A 20,034-nucleotide genomic window follows, 5' to 3' on the forward strand; every position below is an offset into this window, starting at 1 on the left:
GCTTTTCCGTGGGCTTCTACGCCGTCCAGAGCCTGAACGCGCTGTCGTTCTCAATGCTCTTGCTGCTGACCGGGCTTGGCCTGTCGGTGGTGCTCAACCTGATGAATTTCGTCAACCTGACTCACGGCTCCTTCTTCCTGCTCGGCGCCTATGTCGGCGTCTACTGGCTCGCCTCGGGCGCGCCCTGGTGGCTCGCCTTCCCGGTCGCCTTCCTGGCGGCCGGCCTCGCCGGCTTCCTGCTGGAGCGCTTCCCGTTCCGGCAGTTCTACGCGCGAACCCATCTGATGCAGGTGCTGCTGACCTATGGCCTCTCGGTGATCTTCGCCGACCTGATGCGCTGGGGCTTTGGCGCGCAGATCCTCTCGGCGGAAATCCCGGAGGCATTGCGGGGCGTCGTTTTCATCATGGACATGCCGTTCCCGATCTACCGGCTCTTCATCATCGGCTTCGGCGCGGCGCTCGCCTTCGCACTCTGGTACGTGATCGACCGCACCATCTGGGGCGCGGTGGTCAGGGCCTGCGTCACCGATCGTGGCTTCGTCGAGACGCTCGGCCTCGATACGCGCCGGATCTTCACGGCCGTGCTGGTGATCTCGGCCGGCCTCGGCGGCATTTCCGGGGCGCTCGGCGCCGGCATCCTCTCAGCCTATCCCGGCCTCGACGAGGAGGTGCTGATCCTGGCGCTGATCGTCGTCGTCGCCGGCGGGCTCGGCACCTTCCGCGGCACGGTGCTGAGCGCACTGCTACTCGGCTTCGCCATGACCTTCTCCAAGGTCTGGGTGCCGGAATTCTCCAATGTCGTCGCCCTCGCCGTCATGGCTGCGCTCTTGGTCGCGCTGCCCGAAGGCCTGGTCGCCAGGAAGGTGAGGCAGGTATGAGCTCGATCGCCGACGGGACCGGCCGCGTGGAAACGCGCCCCGCCAGTGAGCGGCGCAGCCTGCCGATGCCCGCGAAGCTCGCGCTGCTCGCCCTCGCGGCGGCCATCCCCCTGCTGTTCGCGGGCGACTACCAGCTGCGCTTCCTCGCCGAAATCCTGATCATCGGCACCGCTGTGCTCAGCCTCGACCTCCTGGTCGGCTTCGGCGGACTGGTCTCGCTCGGCCATGCCGTCTTCTTCGGCGGCGCGGCCTACGCCGCCGCGATCGCCGCGCAGACGCTCGGCGCCGATGTCGTGGTGATGCTCGCCGTCGGCATCGCCACCGGCATGGCGGCGGCGCTGCTGATGGGCATCGTGGTGATGCGCACCATCGCGCTGTTCTTCCTGATCCTCAGCCTGATCGTCGGCCAGATCGTCTGGGAGGTGGTGTTCCACTGGCGCGAGGTCACCGGCGGCGCCGACGGCCTGCGTGGCTTCCCGGTGCTGACCCTGCACACCGGCTTCGCCACCATCCCGCTCAACAACGGCGTCGCGCTCTACCTCGCCGCGCTGGTGCTGGCATTCGCGGCCTTCTTCACCGCCCGTTCCTTCGTCAACGCGCCGATCGGCCGGGCCCTGCTCGGCACACGCGAGCGGCAGCTCAGGATGAGCGCGCTCGGCTATTCGATCCCGCACATCCGCCTAATGGCCCTGCTCGCCTCCGGCGCCATCGCCGGCGCGGCCGGCGCGCTCTATCCCTTCGTCAACCAGTATGTCGGCCCCAACGCCGTGCATTGGACGATGTCGGCGATGATGATCATCATGCTGGTGATCGGCGGCGTCGGCTCGCTCTATGGCGCCTTCATCGGGTCAGCGATCTATCTGGGCATCCAGACCTATGTCTCGTCCTACACCGATCGCTGGCAACTGGTCGTCGGCCTCGTCTTCGTGCTGACCGTGATGATCATGCCGAAGGGCGTCGTCGCCGGGCTCAAGGCCGCCTTCGGACGGCGCAAGGATGCGGAGGGCCGCTCATGAGCGCGAACGCCGTCCCTGCCCTCGCGATCGAGGGCGTCGCCAAGTCGTTCGGCGGGCTGAAGGTGCTGAGCGATGTCTCGGTCACGCTCGGCCAGGGCGAATGCCTCGGCCTGATCGGCCCCAACGGCGCCGGCAAGACCACCCTGTTCAACATCGTCACCGGCTTCCTGATCCCCGATCAGGGCCGCGTCGCCTTCGCCGGCGAGGACATCACCAGGGCAAAGCCGGATGCTCGTGTCCGCGCCGGGCTGGTGCGTACCTTCCAGAAGAGCATGGCCTTCCCGGAGCTCAGCGTCCGTGAGAACCTCGCTTTGGCAGCACGGTCCCGGAGCGGCGAAGGCTATCGCTGGTTCGGCAGTGGCAAGGCCGTCGCGGCGGCGGACGAGGCCGCCGATGAATTGCTGACCCGGGCTCAATTACGCGAGCGGGCGGAACTGCCGGTCGCAGGCTTGTCCTATGGCGAGCAGCGCATCGTCGACGTGCTGGTCTCCCTGGCGATGCGCCCGCGCGTGCTCCTGCTCGACGAGCCGACCGCCGGCCTCTCGCGGGCGGAAGGCGAGCACCTGATCGAGGTCGTGCGCACGCTTGGCGAGGACCTCTCGACCATCCTGATCGCGCATGATCTCGACATCGTCTTCGGCGTCTGCGACCGCGTCGCCGTGCTCGATCTCGGCCGGTTGATCGCCTGCGATACGCCAGATGCGATCAAGGCGCATGAGGGCGCCCAGGCCGCCTATCTCGGCGCGTCGCTCGGGGAGGCCGCATGATGTCCGCGCAGGCACAGCAACAACCCACCGCCGTAACCTATCTCGAGGTCGCTGGGCTCGATGCCGGCTATGACGGCGTGCGCGTCCTGCACGGCGTCGACTTCTCACTGGCGCAGGGCGAGGCTGTGGCCTTGCTCGGCCGCAACGGCGCCGGCAAGAGCACGCTCTGCTCGGCCCTGTTCGGACTGGAACCGCAAATCTCCGGTCGGATCGCGATCAAGGGCCAGGAGGTCGCCGGCTGGCCGGGGCACCGCATCGCCCGGCTCGGCGTCGCCCTGGTGCCGCAGGGGCGCGGCGTCTACGCCAACCTCACCGTAGACGAGAACCTGACCATGGCCGCGCTCTGGTCGCGCAAGCAGCCGAACCGGCGCTGGGTCAAGGAGCGCATCTACGAGGACTTCCCGCGCCTCGCCGAGCGGCGCTCCTTCTCCAGCGGCGCGCTCAGCGGCGGCGAACGGCAATTGCTCGCGATCGCGCGGGCACTGCTGACGCAGGCCGACCTGATCGTGCTCGACGAGCCGAGCGAGGGCCTCTCGCCTCGCGCCATCGAAGAGGTCATCATCGGCACGGTCGGGCGCCTGCGCGGCGAGGGCTATACCTTGCTGATCGCCGAGCAGAACCTCGCCATGGCGCTGAAGCTCGCCGAACGGGCGCTGGTCCTCGACCATGGCCGCGTCGTGTTCGACGGGCCATCGGCGATGCTGCTGGCCGACAAGGACCTTCAGAAAGAGCATCTCGGGCTATGAGCGACGCGATCACCATCGAGCAATTGCGCTATGTCCGGCTCGGCACTGCCGACCTGAAGGGCGCGGCCGATTTCGCCTCCCGCATCCTCGGCCTGCAACTGGTCGACCGCACCGACAGCGCCGCATATTTCCGCTCGGACTATCGCGACCACACGCTGGTCTATGTCGACGGGCTCGATGCCGGCCAGGCGATCGGCTTCGAGGTGCGCGATCCCGATGCGCTCGCCCATGCCGAACAAGTGCTGCAGGGCGCCGGTTTCGCCACCACGCGCGGTGATGCCGAGGCCTGCGTCGTCCGGAAGGTTCGGCAGTTCATTTCGTTCCGGATGGAAGCCGGCTACGACATCGAGCTCGTGGTCCGGCCGCTCGAATCCGGCTGGCGCTATCACGGTCCGCGCGATGCCGGCATCACCGGGCTTGAAGCGATCGCCTTGCGCGGCGCGCCGGATGCTTCCGACCAGCAGGTCTGGACCAAACTCCTCGGCGGCAAGGTCAGCGACTGGGTCGGCGAAGCCGCCTATATCCGCTTCGACGAGGCGCATCACCGCATCGCCGTGCACCCTTCGCAGGAGAAGGGCATCCTCGCCATCGAGTTCGGCGTCGAGGACGTCGATCTCGTCATGCAGAACGCCTACCATCTGCGGGGTGCGCAGGCGCGCATCATGGATGGCCCCGGCCGGCGCACCGCCTCGCAGCAGCTTGTCCTCAGCGTCGCCGGTCCCGACGGCGTCAACTTCTCCTATGTCGCCGAGGGCGAGCGCCTCGCCTCCCCTCGCCGCGCCCGGCAGTTCCCGCGCAAGCGCGAATCCTTCTGCGCCTGGGGGAGCGACACGCAGATTCCCGAATACCAGTGAAGCGTCTTCGCCGGCCCCGCGCCGGCAGGAGGGAGCGACCATGATCAAGCTAGCCGATGTCTCCTATGTCCGGCTCGGGACCCGCGATCTCGAGGGCGCGACCCATTTCGCCACCGAATATCTCGGCCTCGACGTTGCCGAGCGCGCCAAGGGCTCGGTCTATTTCAAGTCGGACGAGCGTGAGCACACCCTCTGCTATTTCGAGGGTGATCCGGGCGATCAGGTCGTCTGCTTCGAGGTCGAGGAACAATCCCATCTCGACGAGGCCGCGACGCAGCTCGAAAGCCTCGGCCACCCGGTCCGGCGCGGTACCGCCTCCGAGGCGGCGCTGCGCAAGGTCCACGACTTCATCGCCTTCCGTGACCCGACCGGCAATCCGATCGAGCTCGCCTGGCGGCCGGCCTATAGCGGGCGGCGCTACCATGGCGCGCGCGATGCCGGCATCACCGGCTTCAGCCATGTCGGCCTCTGCTCCAGCGACCTCGCCCGCGACGAGGCGTTCTGGACCAAGGTCACCAATGCCCAGGTCTCGGACCGGATTGGCGACGCGCCGCTGCTGCGCATCGACGAGGTCCACCACACCATCGCGTTGTTTCCCTCGCCCAAGCCCGGCATCCAGCACATCAACCACCAGGTCGAGACCGGCGACGACATCATGCGCTCGCACCAGTTCCTGAAGGATCGGCAGGTACACATGGTCTTCGGCCCGGGCCGACACCCGACCTCCTCGGCCAAGTTCCTCTATTTCGAGGGGCCGGAGGGCATGGTCTTCGAATATTCCAGCGGCGTGCGTGAGATCGCCGACGAGCTGCTCTGGCGCGAGCGCCAGTACATGTTCGAGCCCAAGGGCTTCTGCAAATGGGGCGCCAAGCCCAACATCACCGAATTCAACAAGTGAGCGCGCCCAAGTGAGCGCGTCATTGCCGCGGCCCAGCGCCGCTCAGGAGGATCTCGTCCGGCAGGCCGGGCGCGCTCTGGCGCGCCATGGCCTCGTCCATGCCTATGGCCATTGCAGCATGCGCCTCGACGAGGGCCATTTCCTGGTCTCGCCGGCCAAGCCGCTCGGGTTGGTCGCGGATGATGATGCCTGCAGCGTCGTGCCGATCGACGGGCCACTGCCGGACGGCGTGCTCGGCGAAGTCCGCATCCATCGCGAGATCTATCGCCGGCGGCCGGAGGTCGGCGGCATCGTGCGCTCGATGCCGCAACGCGTGATGACGCTCGGCACGGCCCGGATCACGCCGCAGCCACGACACGGATTCGGCAGCTATTTCGCCCCGCAGCCGCCGCTCTGGGACGATCCGCAATTGCTGCGCAATGACGCGCAAGCCGCCGCCCTCGCCGAGCAGATGGGCGCGGCCCGCGCCATCGTCATGCGTGGCAACGGCGCAGTCACCGCCGGCGAGAGCCTGGAAGAGGCGGTCGTCCTGACCTGGTATCTGGAAGACGCAGCGCGCATCGAGTTCGAGGCCAGGGCCGCCGGCATCGCCGAAGCCGGTGTCATCCTCGGCGAGGCGGAAGTCGCGCAGCGCGCGACCTGGTCCGGCGCCATCCTCGACCGGATGTGGGCCTATCTGACGTCGCCGCAGCGCTGAGCACCGACGGCACCCAGCCCAATCCCGGAAAGCAAAGCCCCGCGCGGGAGGGCGCGGGGCTTCTGGCCGCCAGCCTTGGATAGCTTGGGGAGCGTGGCGGGCGGCCGGGAGGAATGGCGGCTCGGGAGAGACCGCCGGTCCGGCGCGAAGGCATGGAACGTGGGGAGCGTTGCCGTCGCGCCGGAAACTTGGGGATCGGGATTTATCTTTCAGGCATGTCCTGTCTCGGAAAACCGGTTTCCACTTTTCCGGGACTGCCTCAGAACGGCAGCAGGATATCCATCACCTGCTGGCCGTAGCGCGGCTGCTGCACATCGGTGATCTGGCCGCGGCCGCCATAGGCGATGCGGGCCTGGGCGATCTTGGCCGAGTCGATCGTATTGTCGGATTCGATGTCTTCAGGCCGGATCACGCCGGCGACGATCAGCTCGCGCACCTCGAAATTGACTCTGATCTCCTGCTTGCCCTCGATGACGAGGTTGCCATTCGGCAGCGTCTGGGTGACGACGGCAGCGACATTGGTGGCGAGCTGTTCGGCCCGGCGCACCGAGCCGGTGCCCTCGCTCGACGAATCCGAGTCGAGCTTCAGCAGGGAGCCCGGCTTGGCGTTCTTCGCCCATTTGGTCTCGGCACCAAAGGCATTCTCGGCGCCGAAATCCTCGCCGTTCTTGCGGCTGCGTTTGGTGGTGTTGTCGAGCTGGGCCCGATCGGTGACCTTGACCTTGACGGTGACGAGGTCGCCGACGAGCCGGGCACGCTGGTCCTTGAAGAAGGCGCGCGAGCCGGTGCGCCAAAGCGAGTTCGGCGCGTAGGACGCATGCTCCACCGCCGGCATCGGCATCTGCACCGGCTTGTAGCCCTGCGCTGCGGTCGGGTCCTCGATCGCCGACAGCGCCGGCGCCTGGCCGACATTGGCAAGCCGGTCGACGGCGCCGCAGGCGCCCAGCATCAGGCTGAGGCTCAGCGCGGCAGGAAGAGCAAGAGGGCTGGTTGAGGTCATGGCTACGGTCCGCAACTTGAGCAATGGGGGTCAGCGAGCGGCAGCGATCTGGCCGCCGCCATGCGGGCTGACATTGACGCGCCCGGGACCGGTGACGGTTCCCTGCAGCACGCGCTTCGACTGGATATTGGTGACCGCGATGCTGTCGCCGACGGCGCCGGCTTCGCTGGCGCGGCCGCGCATGCTGATCGCGATACCGCGCGCCTCGTAGACGATGGTGACGATGTCGCCGCGCCCGACGACCTCCTCGCGCTGGACGTCGCCGCTGCGCAGCACCGAACCGGCCATCAGGGTCCGCTTGGCAACCTTGCCGATCGCCGCCTTCATTTCGCCGAGCACGTCGTTGAACTGCGCATCGCGCGGCCGGCGCTCGACCGTGACGTCGCTGGGCTTGAGGGTCTCGCCGCGGGCGATGGTGCGCAGCGGCACCACGACCTCGGCGGTCTCCACCAGTTGGCCGGAAACGCGCACCGGCTTCAGCCTGGTCGCCGCGCTGCCCGGCATGGTCAGCCGGCCGGTGACGCGGCGGGTGCGCGCATCGTAGTTCAGGTCGAGCGCCGCAAGGTCTCCGGTCAGTTCCGGTTCGACCACGACGGAAGGCGCGCCCCCGTCGAGCTGCAGCGCGAAGGCACGCCCGTCGAAGCCGAAACGCTCGAGCAGAGCCGATTTCACCGCAGCTTCGACATCGAGCCCGGTGATCCGGCGCGCCGCCCGGCTCACCACCACCTGGGCGACGCCCTGGCTGTCGAGATCCTGGGCATCGCGCAGGATGCCGTGCTTCACCGCCGCATCGACGATACGGGCGACCTGGATGGTGCCGGTGTCGCCGAGCGCCGGCGCCCGGAAGGCCGGCAACGCCGCATCCTGCGGCGACAGTCCGGCGATCAGGTCGCCGAAGCCGACGATGTCGCGCGACAGCGTGAGATCGGCCTTCAGCTTGAGCTTGGCGGCCGCAGCGGGCGCCGCCACGGGTGCACGCTCCTCGGCCGGAGCCGGAGCCTGGGCGAGCGCCATGGCGGGAAGCGCCGTCAAAGTCGCGAAGATGAAAGCGGAGCGGATCATCTGGCTCATCCTCCGTCAGCGCATGATCTGGGTGGTGGACTGCATCATCTGGTCGGCAGCCGAGATCACCTTCGAGTTCATCTCGTAGGCACGCTGGGCCGCGATGAGCGAGGAAAGCTCGGTGACCGCCTGGACGTTGCCTTCTTCCAGGTAGTTCTGCTGCAGCGTGCCGAAGCCTTCCTCGCCGCCGAGTCCGTCGATCGCCGGGCCGGAGCCGGCCGTCTCGACGAACAGGTTGTCGCCGATCGATTCGAGGCCGACCTTGTTGATGAAACGCGAAAGCTGAATCTGGCCGAGCTGCTGCGGCGCGGTCTGGCCGGGCAGGTTCACCTCGACCGTGCCCTGCGCGTTGATCGAGACGCTGGTCGCGTTGTTCGGGACGGTGATGCCCGGCTGGACGAGGTAGCCGTCACGGGTGACCAGCCGGCCCTGGCTGTCGAGATCGAACGAACCGTCGCGCGAATAGGCGGTGCGCCCGTCCGGCATCTGGATGCGGAAGAAGCCCTCGCCGCGGATGGCGACGTCGTATTCCTTCTCCGTCGGGGACAGGTTGCCCTGGCTCATCACCCGCCCGGTCGAGGCGGTCTTGACGCCGGAGCCGACGAAGGTGCCGGCCGGAACCTGCGTATTCTGGTCCGAGGTCTGCGTACCGGCGCGGCGGAAGTGCTCGTAGAGCAGGTCCTGGAAATGGATGCGCTGGCGCTTGTAGCCGGTGGTGCGGACGTTCGCGATGTTGTTGGAGATGACCTGGACGTTGAGTTCCTGGGCCATCATGCCGGTGGCGGCGGTGTAGAGTGCGCGCATGGATCTGGCTCCTTCCGCGTCAGGCTTGCTGATCGGCCAGGCGGGAAATCGCCTTGGCGCGTAGTTCGTCGGTCTTGCCCATCATCGCCGAGAGCGTCTGGTAGGCGCGCTGGACCTCGACCAGCCGGGTCATCTCGACCACGGCCTTGACGTTCGAGCGCTCGATCGCTCCGGTCTCGAGCCGCGCCTGCGGCCCGGCGGGCTGGGCGGCGGCGGTCGAGGAGAACAGGTTGGCGCCGTCGCTGGCCAGCGCCCGGGGATTGTCGAAGCGCACGATCCTGAGCTTGCCGCGCTGGCCCTGGTCGGAAGAGACCGTGCCGTCGGTGGCGATGCGGGCATTGCTCTCGGTCGAGCCGAACACGATCGGCCCGCCATCGCCCATGACCGGCTGGCCGGCCTGGGTCACGAGCTGGCCGCGGCCGTTGATCTCGAGCGAGCCGGCACGGGTGTAGCGCTCGCCCTGCGCCGTCTGGACGACCAGGTAGTTGTCGCCCTGCAGGGCGACGTCGAGCGGGTTGCCCGTGCGCTCGATCATGCCGCCGGACAGGTCGATCGGCGTGCCCTTGTCGATGACATAGGAGAGCCGCCGATCCATGGTCGGGAAGGTGTCGGCCCGCGCCGTCGGCGAGATATACTCGGCAAAGCGGGCGGAACGGGCCTTGAAGCCGTTCGTGCCGACATTGGCGACGTTGTTGGCGATGACGTCGAGCTCACGCGCCAGAGCCATCTGGCGCGACAGGCTGACGAGAAGCGCGTTTTCCACGGCTCCTGCTCCCGATCTGTCCCATGGCCGCCCCGACGCTCCCCAGCGCGGTGGCCACGGCAAACAGGTGGCAAGCGACGTGCCAACATGGTTAATCCAAGCAAATAATTGATATCATTGGAGATAGATTGGAAGCCGGCCTTCACCAACACTGGACGGAAACGGCCCGCGCGGCAGAAACGACCCGGCAAGAATTGCCGTCCTTAACGGGCCGTTAACCGTAATCGGGCGAAGGTTAACGCCAGAGAGACGGGCCGCGGCGACGCCCGTTCTGGGCGGGCGGGCCGAGATGGCGAAGAAGTCGAACAAGGACGAGGAAGCCGCCGAGGGCGGCGCCGACCAGGCGCCGAAGTCCGGCAAGAAGAAGCTCGTCATGATCGGTGGCGCAGTGGCGCTCGTTGCCGTGCTCGGCGGTGGCGGCTGGTTTTTCTTTCTGAAGAAGAACCACGTCGAGGAGGTGAGCGCCGAGCAGGCTGCCGCGGCCGCCAAGAAGCTGATCACCTTCGTCGAGATGAAGGACATGATGATCGGCATCACCGCCGGCCCGCAGCAGGACCGCCAGCCGATCGTCAAGATCAAGGTCGCGCTCGAGATCGCCGATCCCAAGACCGCCGACCAGGTCAAGCCGCTGCTGCCGCGCGTCGAGGACGCCTTCCAGGTCTTCATGCGCGAACTGCGCCCCTCCGACCTCGACGGCTCGGCCGGCATGTACCGCCTGAAGGAAGAACTGCTGCGCCGGGTCAACGTCACCGTCTACCCGGCCAAGGTCGACGCCGTCCTCTTCAAGGAATTGCTGCTGCAATAGCGGCAGCCAGATCGCGCAAAGCAGACCGCCATGGCCAACGACGATCTCGAAGCCCCGGACAAGGACAAGGTTCCGCTGACGCCGGAAGGCATGGCGGCCGAGTGGGCCACCATGTCCGACATCGTCGAGGACGACGGTAGCGAGGCAGAGGCCAATATCGATCGCCTGATGAATCAGGAAGAGATCGATACCATGCTCGGCTTCTCCATCGGAGATGACGGCAAGGGCGGCCGCAACGGCATCCAGGCGATCGTCGATTCGGGCTCGGTCACCTATGAACGCCTGCCGATGCTCGAGATCATCTTCGAGCGTCTGGTCCGCCTGCTCTCCACCAGCCTGCGCAACCTGTTCAGCGACAATGTCGAGGTGACGCTGGAAGGCATCCGCTCGGTGCGTTTCGGCGACTACATCAACTCGATCTCGCTGCCGGCGATGCTCGCCGTGTTCAAGGCCGAGGAATGGGACAACTTCGGCCTCATTACCATCGAGTCCGCCCTCACCTATTCGGTGCTCGACACCATGCTCGGCGGCAAGCGCGGCCAGGCGGCGGCGCGCGTCGACGGGCGCCCCTTCACCTCGATCGAGATGAGCCTGCTGCGCCGCGTCATCGGCGTCGTGCTCGGTGATGCCGAAGCCGCCTTCCGGCCGCTCTCGCCGGTGAATTTCAAGGTCGACCGGATCGAGTCCAATCCGCGCTTCGTCTCGATCTCGCGCCCGGCCAATGCCGCGATCCGCGTCGAGCTGCGCTTCGACATGGAAGGGCGCGGCGGCTCGCTCCATCTGCTCCTGCCCTATGCCACCATCGAGCCGATCCGTGAGCTGCTCCTCGAGAGCTTCATGGGTGAGAAGCTCGGGCGCGACCCCATCTGGGAGAACCACCTCGCCACCGAGGTCTGGCAGGCGGACGTCGCCGTGAAATGCGTCCTCCACGAATGCACGATGCCACTGAAGCGGGTGATGAAGCTCGAGATCGGCGACACGCTGATGTTCGATGCCCGCCCCGATTCGGTCGCTTCGCTGCGCTGCGGCGAGTTCATCGTCAGCGAAGGCCGGATCGGCCGCGTCGACGACAAGATCGCCGTCCAGGTCGTCAGCCCGCTGCGCCGCTCGAAGACGACCATGGCTGCCTTCGACACCAGCCATCTCAGTCCAGCGTCCTGACCAGGAAGACTAGCCCATGACCATCACCCTGATCGCCGATGTCCTGGTCGCCTGCCTGCTGGTCGCCACCATCGTCACCTGCTTCGTGCTCTCCAAGCGCATCGAGCGGCTGAAGGCCGATGAAAGCGCGATGCGCCAGACCATCGGCGCCCTGATCTCCGCCACCGATACCGCAGAGCGCGCCATCGCCGGCCTGAAGCTGACCCTGGGCGACTGCGATCGAACCCTCGCCGAGCGGCTGCAGACCGCCGAGCGCTATGCCGCCGACCTCGCCCAGCAGATCGAGGCCGGCCAGACCGTGATGGAGCGCATCGGCCAGATCGTCAGCGCCGCGACCATGGTCGCGCCCGCGCCGGAGCCCGTCGCGGAGAAGCCTGCCCTCTCCCGCATGGCCAGCACCGCCGACGCTGCCGCCGCGATCCGCGCCCGCGCCGCCCGCAGGCTCGAAGGCCAGGCTGCGTGATCCAGACGCCCCGCCTCATCCCGGCCGTCATCCTCGGCGCCATGGGCCTCCTGGCGCTGAAGCTGCTCGCCTGGTCGGGGGAGCCTTATCCGGGCAAAGTGCCCGCCAGCGCCCCGGTGTTCACCGTGAAGCCGGAGAAGGAAGTCTGGGGCCTCGCCAAGGTCATCGCCAAGGCCCATCAGCCTGACACCTTCATGGATCCCGAGACCACCGGGACCATCGACCCGCCGAAGCCGAAGACCTCGCCCGAGGAGCAGGCCAAGCGCGACACCAATCCGAACAACAAGGCCGGGTTGATGAACGGCACTGTCCAGCCGGTCTCGCCGGCGGAGAAGGCCCTGCTCGAGCGCCTCGGCCAGCGCCGCGACGAAATCGAGGCGCGCATGCGCGAGCTCGACATGCGCGAGAAGTTGCTCGATTCGGCCGAGAAGAAGCTCGGCGGCCGCGTCGACGACCTCAAGGCGCTGGAAGAAAAGGTCGAAGGCCCGCGCAAGCAGGAGAGCGAGGCCAATCAGGCGGTCAAGAACCTGGTGATCATGTACGAGACGATGAAGCCGAAGGACGCCGCCCGCGTCTTCGACCGGCTGGCGCTCGACATCCTGGTTCCGGTCGTCCAGCAGATGAGCCCGCGCAAGATGTCGGACGTGCTTGCCGCCATGTCGCCCGAGGCGGCCGAGCGCCTCACCGTCGCCCTCTCAGTGCGCGGCCGCCCCGCAGTCGCCACCGAGCGCGCCCCAGCCCCGACGCCGGCCGGCAACGAGCTGCAAGCGATCGAGCCCGCGCCGAAGCGCTGACCCCACCGGTCACTGCTGGACGGTGATGCCGCTCTCCTTGATGATCGTCGCATAGGTCGCAACGTACCGGTCGATCACCTTCTCGAACTCGGCGCCCGGCCGCGCCAGTATCGTGAAGCTCAACCCCTGCAGGCGCTCGCGCACATCAGGGCGCGCCAGGGCCGTGAGCCAGGCGCGCTCCAGCGCCTCGCGGGCGGCCGCCGGCGTGTCGCGGCGGACCATGATGCCGAACCAGCTGTCCGACAGCAGGCCCGGCAGGCCGAGCTCGGCGAAGGTCGGGACACCCGGTAATTCCCGCACCCGCTGCTCGGAAGTGACCGCGAGCGCGACGAGCTTGCCCTCCGCGATCGGCTGCACGACATCGGGCAGGTTGCTGAGCGCGAAATCGATCCGGCCGGCGTACAGGTCGACGAAAAGCTGCGAGGTCCCATTATAGGGCGCATGCACCGCCTTGCCGCCGACGAGACGCAGGAAATGCTCCGCGCCCAGATGCGGCGAGGTGCCGATCCCCGGCGAGCCATAGGTCATCGCCCCGCCACCTTCGCGCAGGTGCTTCACGAAGCCAGCCCAGTCCGCCTTCAGCGCCGGCGCCACCGTCAGCACATGCGGCACCACCGTCGCCTGCACCACCGGGACGAAGGCGCGCTGCCAATCCGCGGTTCGTGTCCGCAGCGTGATGTTCGCCGCGAAGCTGTTGGCGATCATCAGCATGGTATGCCCGTCCGGCGGAGATTTCAGCGTCTCGGCGCCAGCGATGACGGTCGCCGCTCCCGCGATGTTCTCGACCACGACGCTCTGGCCGAGCGTGTCCTTGAGGCTCTCCTGCGCCAGCCGCGCCACCGGGTCCATCGAGGTTCCCGCGGTGAACGGCAGAATGAGACGCACCGGGCGTTCCGGTTTCCAGACAGACTGTGCCTTTGCCAGCGTCGGCAGGGTCAATCCTGCCAGGAGAAGCGCACGTCGATCGAGCAACATCGGGATCGTCTCCACTTGACCGTTCGATTTCTGGCAACGCATCACATCGCTGGCCGCGATCAGGCAGACGCCTCGATCACGATTTCCCGCGGCAGGCCACGTACATCCATCTCGTAGTCGAGCACAGCCACCGGCGGCCGCGAGAAGTGCCAGGTCACGGCGCGGCCGAGGCTGGTGATCGGCAGGAGGACATCCGCCAGCAGCGGATGGATGTCGCGGATCGTGTAGATGTTCGCGACCGTAGCGTCCCGCCAGTCGTGGCCGAGCCCGGCGAGGCGATGTTCCATCTCGCCCATCACCCATTCGGCCTTGGCACGCACGCCCTCGGGCGAGGCGTCACCCGGCCGGATCGTGCCGTGCGCGTAGCTCGCGCCGCCTTCGGGCGCCTCGCCGCTGCCCGCCACCACGAAGCTCGCCCCCGCCGAGGCATCCGGAACGGTATAGCTGAAGGCGTGCAGCGAGACGGCCTCCGGCTTGCCGAGTTCGGGGCAGATATTGGTGCGGGCGACGGGGTTCACCTGCCCCTGCAGGATGCCCCATTGATCGAGCCGCGATGCGTAGAGCCGGTTGAAGGCGTCGAAACCGCCTTCCGAGAAGGGCTCCGGCGAGCGCAGCTCGCAGGCGCAGAACGCCGCCAGTGGCCGGCCGATCCGCTTCAGATGCGCCTCGATCAGCGCAAGGCCCTTGTCCAGCGCAACCGGGCTCGCCAGTTGCGCCCGCTCGATCCGGAAGCCCGGCTCGGCCGCGACCCCGCCGGAATACTGGTAGACGGCCGGGATGAACCTGTAGCTGCCGTCCTGGCTGGTGCGGGTGGAGTACATCGGGTCGGTTCCTCGCCTGGTTTTCCTAGTCGTAGAGGGCGGGCTGGCAGCTCAGCCAGCGCGGTTTCGCGGAGAGTTCGTTGCCGATCCGGCAACACTCGCTTACACTCCAGGCTCTCGCATCGACCGCGGCCCGTTGCCATGTCGCTCACCCGCTATCGCTATTTCGCGCTCGTCGCCGATCACGGTTCGGTCCGCGAGGCGGCCGATACGCTGCGCGTCGCGCCCTCGGCGATCAGCCGCCAGATCGCCAGCCTCGAGGAGGAGTACGGCACGGTCCTGTTCGAGCGCCGGGCACGCGGCATGCGGCTGACCACGGCGGGAGCGGCCGTGCTGGAGGCGGCCCGCACCATCCTCGACAGCGTCCAGACCGCGCGCGCCGCCATCGACGAGCTCCAGGGCATGAAGCGCGGGCATGTCCGCGTCTGGACGGTCGAGGGCGCGATGGACGATTTCGTCTATCCCGCGCTGGCCGAATTCTCGGCCGCCCACCCATCGGTGAGCTTCGACATCATGGTGGCGAGCTCCGACCAGCTGGTGCAGCGCCTGCTCGACGACGAGGCCGATGTGATCGTCGCCTTCAACCCGATCCTGCATCGCAGCGTGCTCTCGCTCGCCGAGATCGCCGACGCGCTGGTCCTCGCCGCCCATCCCGGCGACGCCGTCGCGCAACGGGCGTCGGTCAGGATCTCGGAGATCGGCGAGATGCGCCTTGCCCTGCCCGACCGGACCTTCGGCCTGCGCCGTCTCGTCGACGACATGGTCGCCGCGGCCGGCGTCGCGCTCAAGCCGGCGCTGGTCACCAATTCGATCCAGTCGCTGCGCTCCTTCGCGCGGGCCGGCCTCGGCGTCAGCGTCCTTACGCGCTGCGCGACGCGGCGGGATGTCACCGAAGGACGCCTGGTCGCGGTTCCGCTCCAGGGTCGCAATCTGCGCAAGGCCTGCCTCAAGATCTGCGTGCGCAACGGCCGGACCTTGTCCCCGGCGGCACGGGCACTGGCGCGGCATCTGGCGCGCAGCGCGCGCAAATACGCGGCAAGCCATGCGTGAGTTGCCTCGCGTTTTCCACGCTACCCTGCCGCTGCATCCCACTTCGCGGCGTTCCAATTCGGAGCCGGCAGAAACACTGCTCGACGCGTATTTCTGTTCCGACGCATTGCTCCTCTAAACGTGGGTTGGGCTCTTGCCCACGCTATTCCAATTGCGCCCTTGATAGCTCAAGACTTCTTGTTGAGAATCGCCTTTATTATGTTTCACATGGCGCCCCAGCGAGAAAAGCCTATGGCAGAAGAATCCGCAGGAAATGGAAAACGCTTAGCTGCATATAACTCGGTTCGAACCGAGATAAACCAGAGATTTTCACTAAGAGATCAGGCGCTTTTTGTTTTTATGGCGGCAGCTGGCGCATACACAGCAATTTCAATCGAGAAGCACCAAAAATTACTCGGCGCCTGCACAGCGTCAGCAAGTCACTTTGAATCTATATTATTACTTTTGCCAATTCCATTGATATCTTTAGCATTTACCAATATTGTGCTCGGGCATCATTTAGTTATTGATAAGCTATGGAATTATATTTTAACTGAATTAAATGACGAATCTGGAATAAAATTCTGGGAGGAGTCTGATTTAGCAAAACAAAAAGTATATTTTTTGGACGGCAGAACTCTATCTCAAATGATAATATTAAGCACACCGTGCTTATATCAAATAATTATCTCTATATATATTATAAATTATTGCAAAACAGACTCAACGGAGTTGCTGTATTATATATTTGCAATCATACTGGACGCATTAGTATTATATTATAACGTAAAAAAACACTGGGACGTACACAAAGAACGCAAGATTAGATATGAAAAATTGAATAGAAATTGACAAATCTGACATCACGACCCGGCTCAGAAACGAGCCGATCTGGCAACAATCAACGCATCCTGCTCGATGGCTTACTGCGACAGTCAGCGCCGATCCTTCGAACAGATATCTGATTATGCGGCCTTACGATGAAGCACTCTTAACCCTCCATTATCCTTGACGGGCTAGCCTCCGCGCAGGTTGGAGCAGCCTGTCGCCGCTCCTCCTATCGCGTCGGGTTGAGTAGCGGTCGTGCGTATCCTGCGGTCCCTGAGCTTCGGCATCGGCCTGGCGGCATTGAGCCTCGCTGCCGGCTTTGCCGCGCCGGCAACGGCTGCCACTGCCACCTTGCGGGGCGAAGCCATGCGCGCCGGCTTCGGCCGCATCGCCTTCACCTTCGACGAGCCGGTGACGACGCGGGTACGCGTTGCCAACGGCGTCGTCATGATCGGCTTCAGCCAGCCGGTGAAGCTCGATCCGAGCCGGCTCGCCGCCGAGCTGCCGGCCTATGTCTCCGTGATCAGGATCGACCCCGACGGGCGCGGCCTGCGCCTGGCGCTCGCCCGCCCTTATCGCGCCAATCTGCTCGAAGCCGGCGACAAGGCCTTCGTCGACCTGCTGCCGGAGAACTGGACCGGGCAGTTGCCGGGCCTGCCGCCCGAGGTTCTCGCCGAACTCACTCAGCGCCTGCGCCTCGCCGAGGCGCGCGCCCGCGAGATCGCCCGCATGCCGGTGCCCGCGCCGAAGCCGCTCGGCTTCCGCGCCGCCCGCCTGCCAACGCTCGATCGCTTCATGTTCTCGGCGCCGCCCGAAGCTCTGCTCACCCCCGGTCTGGATGACGGCAAGCTGACACTGAATTTCGACCAGCCGCTGGCGGTGACGCCATCGCAGATCCGTAGCCTGCTCCCGGCAGACTTCACGCTGGAGCAGGCGACGATCGGCGACGACCGCACGCAGCTCGTCTTCAGCGTGCCGAAGGACCGCCAGCTCCGCAGTTTCCGCGACGAGGCCGGCTGGACCGTCGACCTGCCCTATCCCGGCGCCGCCACCCCGCTCTCGCTCGCCGATCTGCAGGCCGCCCCGCCGGGCGCAGCCAAGCCGGCCGAGACCAGGCCGGCGGACGGCAAGCCGTCCGAGCAGAAGCCAGCCGCGGCGCCGCCATCTCCCGCCCCGAAAGCCGAGGCACCGCCCGCCCAGCCCAAGCCGGCGACCGCCGTCGCCCCGGACGCGCCGCCCCGCGACGTCGAAATCGCTTCCGCTGTCGACGGCGATGGCGGGCGCATCGATTTCCGCTTCTCACGGCCGACAGGCGCCGCCGCCTTTACCGAACCGGGCCGGGTCACGCTCGTCTTCGACACGCGCGACACGCTCGATCCCGACAAGCTCAAAGGCGTGCTGCCGGCGCTGATCGAGGGCGTCACCGTCACGCGCGAGGCCAAGGTCACCCTCGTCAGGCTGAAGACGCGCCGCCAGCAGCTGGTCCGGCTCTCCGACGACAACGCGCAATGGTCGCTGAGCTTCGGCGACAAGGGCGGCAAGCCCGCCGTCGCGCTCACGCCCCGCCGCGACGCCGACGAGCGCGGCCAGACCATCGTCGCCGTCCCGGTGCCGGGCCTGACCGGCGTGCACTGGCTGGAGAACAGCGAAGGCGGCCCGAACCTCGCGGTCGCAACCGCGCTCGGCCCGACGCGCGCGGTCTCCAAGCCCTATCGCTTCCTCGAGTTCGGCCTGCCGCAAAGCGCCCATGGCGTCGTCGTCAGCGCCGTCGCCGACGATCTTGCCGTACGCGCCGACACCGAAGAGGTCCGGATCGGACGGCAGAATGGCCTGATCGTCAGCCTCGATGCCGAGAAGCCGCGCGAAGCCGACAAGACCGCCCAGGCTCCCGCCCGGCCGCTGCTCGACGGCGAGGCCTGGTCCGCTCTGCACACCAACGACATCCGCGACCGCACCGCGGCCTTGCTGCGCGAGGTCGCCGCCGCCTCGCGTGGCCGCAAATCCGAGACCCGGCTGGCGCTCGCCCGTTTCCTCGCCGCCAACGGCATGATGCCGGAAGCGGCCGGGCCGCTGAATGCGCTGCTCGCAGACGACGCCGCGATGCGCGGCAATCGCGACGCGCTCTTCCTGCGCGGCGTGATCGCTACCGGCATGCAACGCAGCTCCGAGGCGCTTAAGGCCTTCGATGCCGCGCCGATCCGCGACGAGGCCGAGACCGGGCTTTGGCGTGCGCTCTCGGAGCAGCGGCTCGGCCGCAACGCCCAGGCGCTCGCCGGCTTCCGCCGGGCCGAGGATATCCTCGATCGCTATCCCGCCGACCTCCAGGCGGAATTCCGCCCGGCCATGGCACAGGCTGCGCTCGCCACCGGCGAAGCGACGGTGGCGGAAAAGCAGATCGGCCGGCTCGCCGACATGCCCGAGGAGCTGGTCCATCCCGAGGAGCTGGCGCTGCTGCGCGCCCGGCTCGACGATGTCAGCGGCCGGCCCGAGGCAGCGATCAACGGCTACAAGCCGCTCTTCGAGGCAAAGACCCGGCCGGTCGCGGCCGAAGCGCAATTGCGCGCCGTGAAGCTCGCCCGCGCCGAGAAACGCGCGGACTTCTCGGCCGACGAAGCCATCGCCCGACTTGAGACCGTCTCGGCGATCTGGCGCGGCGGCGAGGTCGAGATCGAGGCCTTGGCCGAGCTCGGCCGCCTCTATGCCGAGCAGCAGCGCTGGCGCGACGCCTTCCAGACGGCACGGCGGGCCAACGAGGTCTTCCCGGAAGACCCAGCGACGCGGCTGCTGCATGACGAGACCGCCCAGCGCTTCGAGGCGCTATTCAGCGATCCCAATCTGGAGAAGCTGCCGCGGCTCGAAGCTTTGGCGCTGTTCTATGACTTCAAGGATTACCTGCCGATCGGCCGGCGCGGCGACGAGATCACCCGTCTGCTCGCCGACCGGCTGGTCGAGCTCGACCTGCTCGACCAGGCCAGCGAGATCCTGCAATACCAGATGGACCGCCGCTTGACCGGCGCGGCGCGCTCCACCGTGGCGACGCGGCTCGCCATGATCCGGCTGATGAACGGCAAGCCGGCGGAGGCGCTGCAGGCGATCGTCTCGACCCGGCTCGCCGAATTGCCGGCCGACGTCAAACGCGCCCGCCTGCTGCTGGAAGCCAAGGCGCTCTCCGATCTCTCGCGGACCGACCAGGCGCTCGACCTGCTCGAAGGCGAGAACGGACCCGAGGTCGACCGGCTGGGTGCCGACATCCTCTGGAACGGCCGGCGCTGGCGCGAAGCCGGCGAGGCGCTCGAACGCATCCTGGGCGAAAGCTGGCGCGGCCAGGCGCCGCTCGCCGACGGCGAGCGCGCCGACGTGATGCGCGCCGCAGTCGGCTATGTCATGTCGGACGAGGCGCTCTCGCTCGACCGGCTGCGCACCAAGTTCGCCGCCAAGATGGCGCAGGGCGCCGATGCCCGCCTGTTCGGCTTCGTCACCGGCGCGAGCCGGGCCAGCGCCGCCGACATCCGCGAAGCGGCGCGGGCTGCGGCCGGCTCCGATACGATGAGCGAGTTCCTCAAGGAATACCGCAAGCGCTACCCGGCCTATTCCAGCACCGTGCGCGAGCGGCGCAAGCCCGCCGAGACCGATGCCGCCAATGCCGGGCCGAAGCCGGGCCAGGGCTGAGCGG

At 67.1% G+C, this 20,034-nt stretch carries 20 protein-coding genes; 14 read left to right on the forward strand and 6 right to left on the reverse strand.

Translation table 11 applies throughout. The features are described 5' to 3' along the window. Nucleotides 1–8: 8 nt before the first annotated feature. Genes GV161_RS29385 through GV161_RS29415 form a run of 7 tightly spaced genes read left to right on the forward strand, consistent with a single transcriptional unit; the run spans nucleotide 9 to nucleotide 5,856 of the window. On the forward strand, nucleotides 9–878 hold the full coding sequence (locus tag GV161_RS29385) for a branched-chain amino acid ABC transporter permease (protein WP_152012802.1): 870 nt from the start codon (nucleotides 9–11) through the stop codon (nucleotides 876–878). After that, nucleotides 875–1,894: a branched-chain amino acid ABC transporter permease gene (locus GV161_RS29390; protein WP_152012803.1), complete on the forward strand. Its 1,020-nt coding sequence runs from the start codon at nucleotides 875–877 to the stop codon at nucleotides 1,892–1,894. Before GV161_RS29385 ends, GV161_RS29390 begins: the two co-directional genes overlap by 4 nt. Further along, nucleotides 1,891–2,661 (forward strand): ABC transporter ATP-binding protein, encoded by a 771-nt coding sequence (locus GV161_RS29395; RefSeq protein ID WP_152012804.1) that lies wholly within the window; start codon nucleotides 1,891–1,893, stop codon nucleotides 2,659–2,661. Before GV161_RS29390 ends, GV161_RS29395 begins: the two co-directional genes overlap by 4 nt. Then, a complete protein-coding gene (locus GV161_RS29400) occupies nucleotides 2,661–3,407 on the forward strand; it encodes an ABC transporter ATP-binding protein (protein ID WP_152012805.1) in 747 nt (248 codons plus the stop codon). The genes GV161_RS29395 and GV161_RS29400 overlap by 1 nt, the downstream gene beginning before the upstream one ends. Then, a complete protein-coding gene (locus tag GV161_RS29405; RefSeq protein WP_152012806.1) occupies nucleotides 3,404–4,261 on the forward strand; it encodes a VOC family protein in 858 nt (285 codons plus the stop codon). Before GV161_RS29400 ends, GV161_RS29405 begins: the two co-directional genes overlap by 4 nt. Nucleotides 4,262–4,301: 40 nt before the next feature. After that, a complete protein-coding gene (locus GV161_RS29410) occupies nucleotides 4,302–5,159 on the forward strand; it encodes a VOC family protein (RefSeq protein WP_152012807.1) in 858 nt (285 codons plus the stop codon). A gap of 22 nt (nucleotides 5,160–5,181) precedes the next feature. Continuing rightward, nucleotides 5,182–5,856, forward strand: coding sequence for a class II aldolase/adducin family protein (locus GV161_RS29415; RefSeq protein ID WP_201303061.1), 675 nt, complete (start codon nucleotides 5,182–5,184; stop codon nucleotides 5,854–5,856). A 259-nt stretch (nucleotides 5,857–6,115) separates the two neighbouring features. On the opposite strand, the gene flgH is transcribed toward GV161_RS29415, so the two are convergent. Genes flgH through flgF form a run of 4 tightly spaced genes read right to left on the reverse strand, consistent with a single transcriptional unit; the run spans nucleotide 6,116 to nucleotide 9,485 of the window. Continuing rightward, nucleotides 6,116–6,856, reverse strand: a complete 741-nt coding sequence (gene flgH / locus GV161_RS29420) for a flagellar basal body L-ring protein FlgH (protein ID WP_152012809.1) — start codon at nucleotides 6,854–6,856, stop codon at nucleotides 6,116–6,118. 30 nt (nucleotides 6,857–6,886) lie between these two features. Continuing rightward, the gene (gene flgA / locus GV161_RS29425; protein ID WP_159650528.1) at nucleotides 6,887–7,918 is read right to left on the reverse strand and encodes a flagellar basal body P-ring formation chaperone FlgA; all 1,032 of its coding nucleotides are present in this window, start codon (nucleotides 7,916–7,918) and stop codon (nucleotides 6,887–6,889) included. A 15-nt stretch (nucleotides 7,919–7,933) separates the two neighbouring features. Beyond that, nucleotides 7,934–8,722, reverse strand: coding sequence for a flagellar basal-body rod protein FlgG (flgG, locus tag GV161_RS29430; RefSeq protein WP_152012811.1), 789 nt, complete (start codon nucleotides 8,720–8,722; stop codon nucleotides 7,934–7,936). Between the two features lie 19 nt (nucleotides 8,723–8,741). After that, nucleotides 8,742–9,485 carry a flagellar basal-body rod protein FlgF gene (flgF, locus tag GV161_RS29435; RefSeq protein ID WP_152012812.1) on the reverse strand — a complete coding sequence of 248 codons (744 nt, stop codon included), beginning with the start codon at nucleotides 9,483–9,485 and terminating at the stop codon, nucleotides 8,742–8,744. A gap of 289 nt (nucleotides 9,486–9,774) precedes the next feature. Between flgF and fliL the strand changes: the two genes are divergently transcribed. The 4 genes from fliL to GV161_RS29455 are packed head-to-tail and all read left to right on the forward strand — an operon-like array spanning nucleotide 9,775 to nucleotide 12,708. After that, nucleotides 9,775–10,290 carry a flagellar basal body-associated protein FliL gene (fliL, locus tag GV161_RS29440; RefSeq protein WP_152012813.1) on the forward strand — a complete coding sequence of 172 codons (516 nt, stop codon included), beginning with the start codon at nucleotides 9,775–9,777 and terminating at the stop codon, nucleotides 10,288–10,290. A gap of 30 nt (nucleotides 10,291–10,320) precedes the next feature. Continuing rightward, nucleotides 10,321–11,451: a flagellar motor switch protein FliM gene (fliM, locus tag GV161_RS29445; RefSeq protein ID WP_152012814.1), complete on the forward strand. Its 1,131-nt coding sequence runs from the start codon at nucleotides 10,321–10,323 to the stop codon at nucleotides 11,449–11,451. Between the two features lie 16 nt (nucleotides 11,452–11,467). Next, entirely contained in the window at nucleotides 11,468–11,914 is a 447-nt protein-coding gene (locus GV161_RS29450; protein WP_152012815.1) for a DUF6468 domain-containing protein, read from the forward strand. Then, on the forward strand, nucleotides 11,911–12,708 hold the full coding sequence (locus tag GV161_RS29455) for a hypothetical protein (RefSeq protein ID WP_244623925.1): 798 nt from the start codon (nucleotides 11,911–11,913) through the stop codon (nucleotides 12,706–12,708). The genes GV161_RS29450 and GV161_RS29455 overlap by 4 nt, the downstream gene beginning before the upstream one ends. A 9-nt stretch (nucleotides 12,709–12,717) precedes the next feature. On the opposite strand, the gene GV161_RS29460 is transcribed toward GV161_RS29455, so the two are convergent. Beyond that, nucleotides 12,718–13,593, reverse strand: coding sequence for a tripartite tricarboxylate transporter substrate binding protein (locus GV161_RS29460; RefSeq protein WP_159650530.1), 876 nt, complete (start codon nucleotides 13,591–13,593; stop codon nucleotides 12,718–12,720). 149 nt (nucleotides 13,594–13,742) lie between these two features. Beyond that, a complete protein-coding gene (locus GV161_RS29465) occupies nucleotides 13,743–14,504 on the reverse strand; it encodes a hypothetical protein (protein ID WP_152012817.1) in 762 nt (253 codons plus the stop codon). 141 nt (nucleotides 14,505–14,645) lie between these two features. Here GV161_RS29465 and GV161_RS29470 point away from each other — a divergent pair, with 141 nt between their 5' ends. From GV161_RS29470 to GV161_RS29480, 3 genes are all read left to right on the forward strand, one after another. Further along, entirely contained in the window at nucleotides 14,646–15,554 is a 909-nt protein-coding gene (locus GV161_RS29470) for a LysR family transcriptional regulator (RefSeq protein ID WP_152012818.1), read from the forward strand. A 231-nt stretch (nucleotides 15,555–15,785) separates the two neighbouring features. After that, on the forward strand, nucleotides 15,786–16,385 hold the full coding sequence (locus GV161_RS29475) for a hypothetical protein (protein WP_152012819.1): 600 nt from the start codon (nucleotides 15,786–15,788) through the stop codon (nucleotides 16,383–16,385). Nucleotides 16,386–16,616: 231 nt separating this feature from the next. Beyond that, nucleotides 16,617–20,030 (forward strand): hypothetical protein, encoded by a 3,414-nt coding sequence (locus GV161_RS29480; RefSeq protein WP_152012820.1) that lies wholly within the window; start codon nucleotides 16,617–16,619, stop codon nucleotides 20,028–20,030. The last annotated feature ends 4 nt before the right edge of the window (nucleotides 20,031–20,034 follow it).

The organism is Bosea sp. 29B, from assembly GCF_902506165.1.
Classification (GTDB): Bacteria; Pseudomonadota; Alphaproteobacteria; order Rhizobiales; family Beijerinckiaceae; genus Allobosea.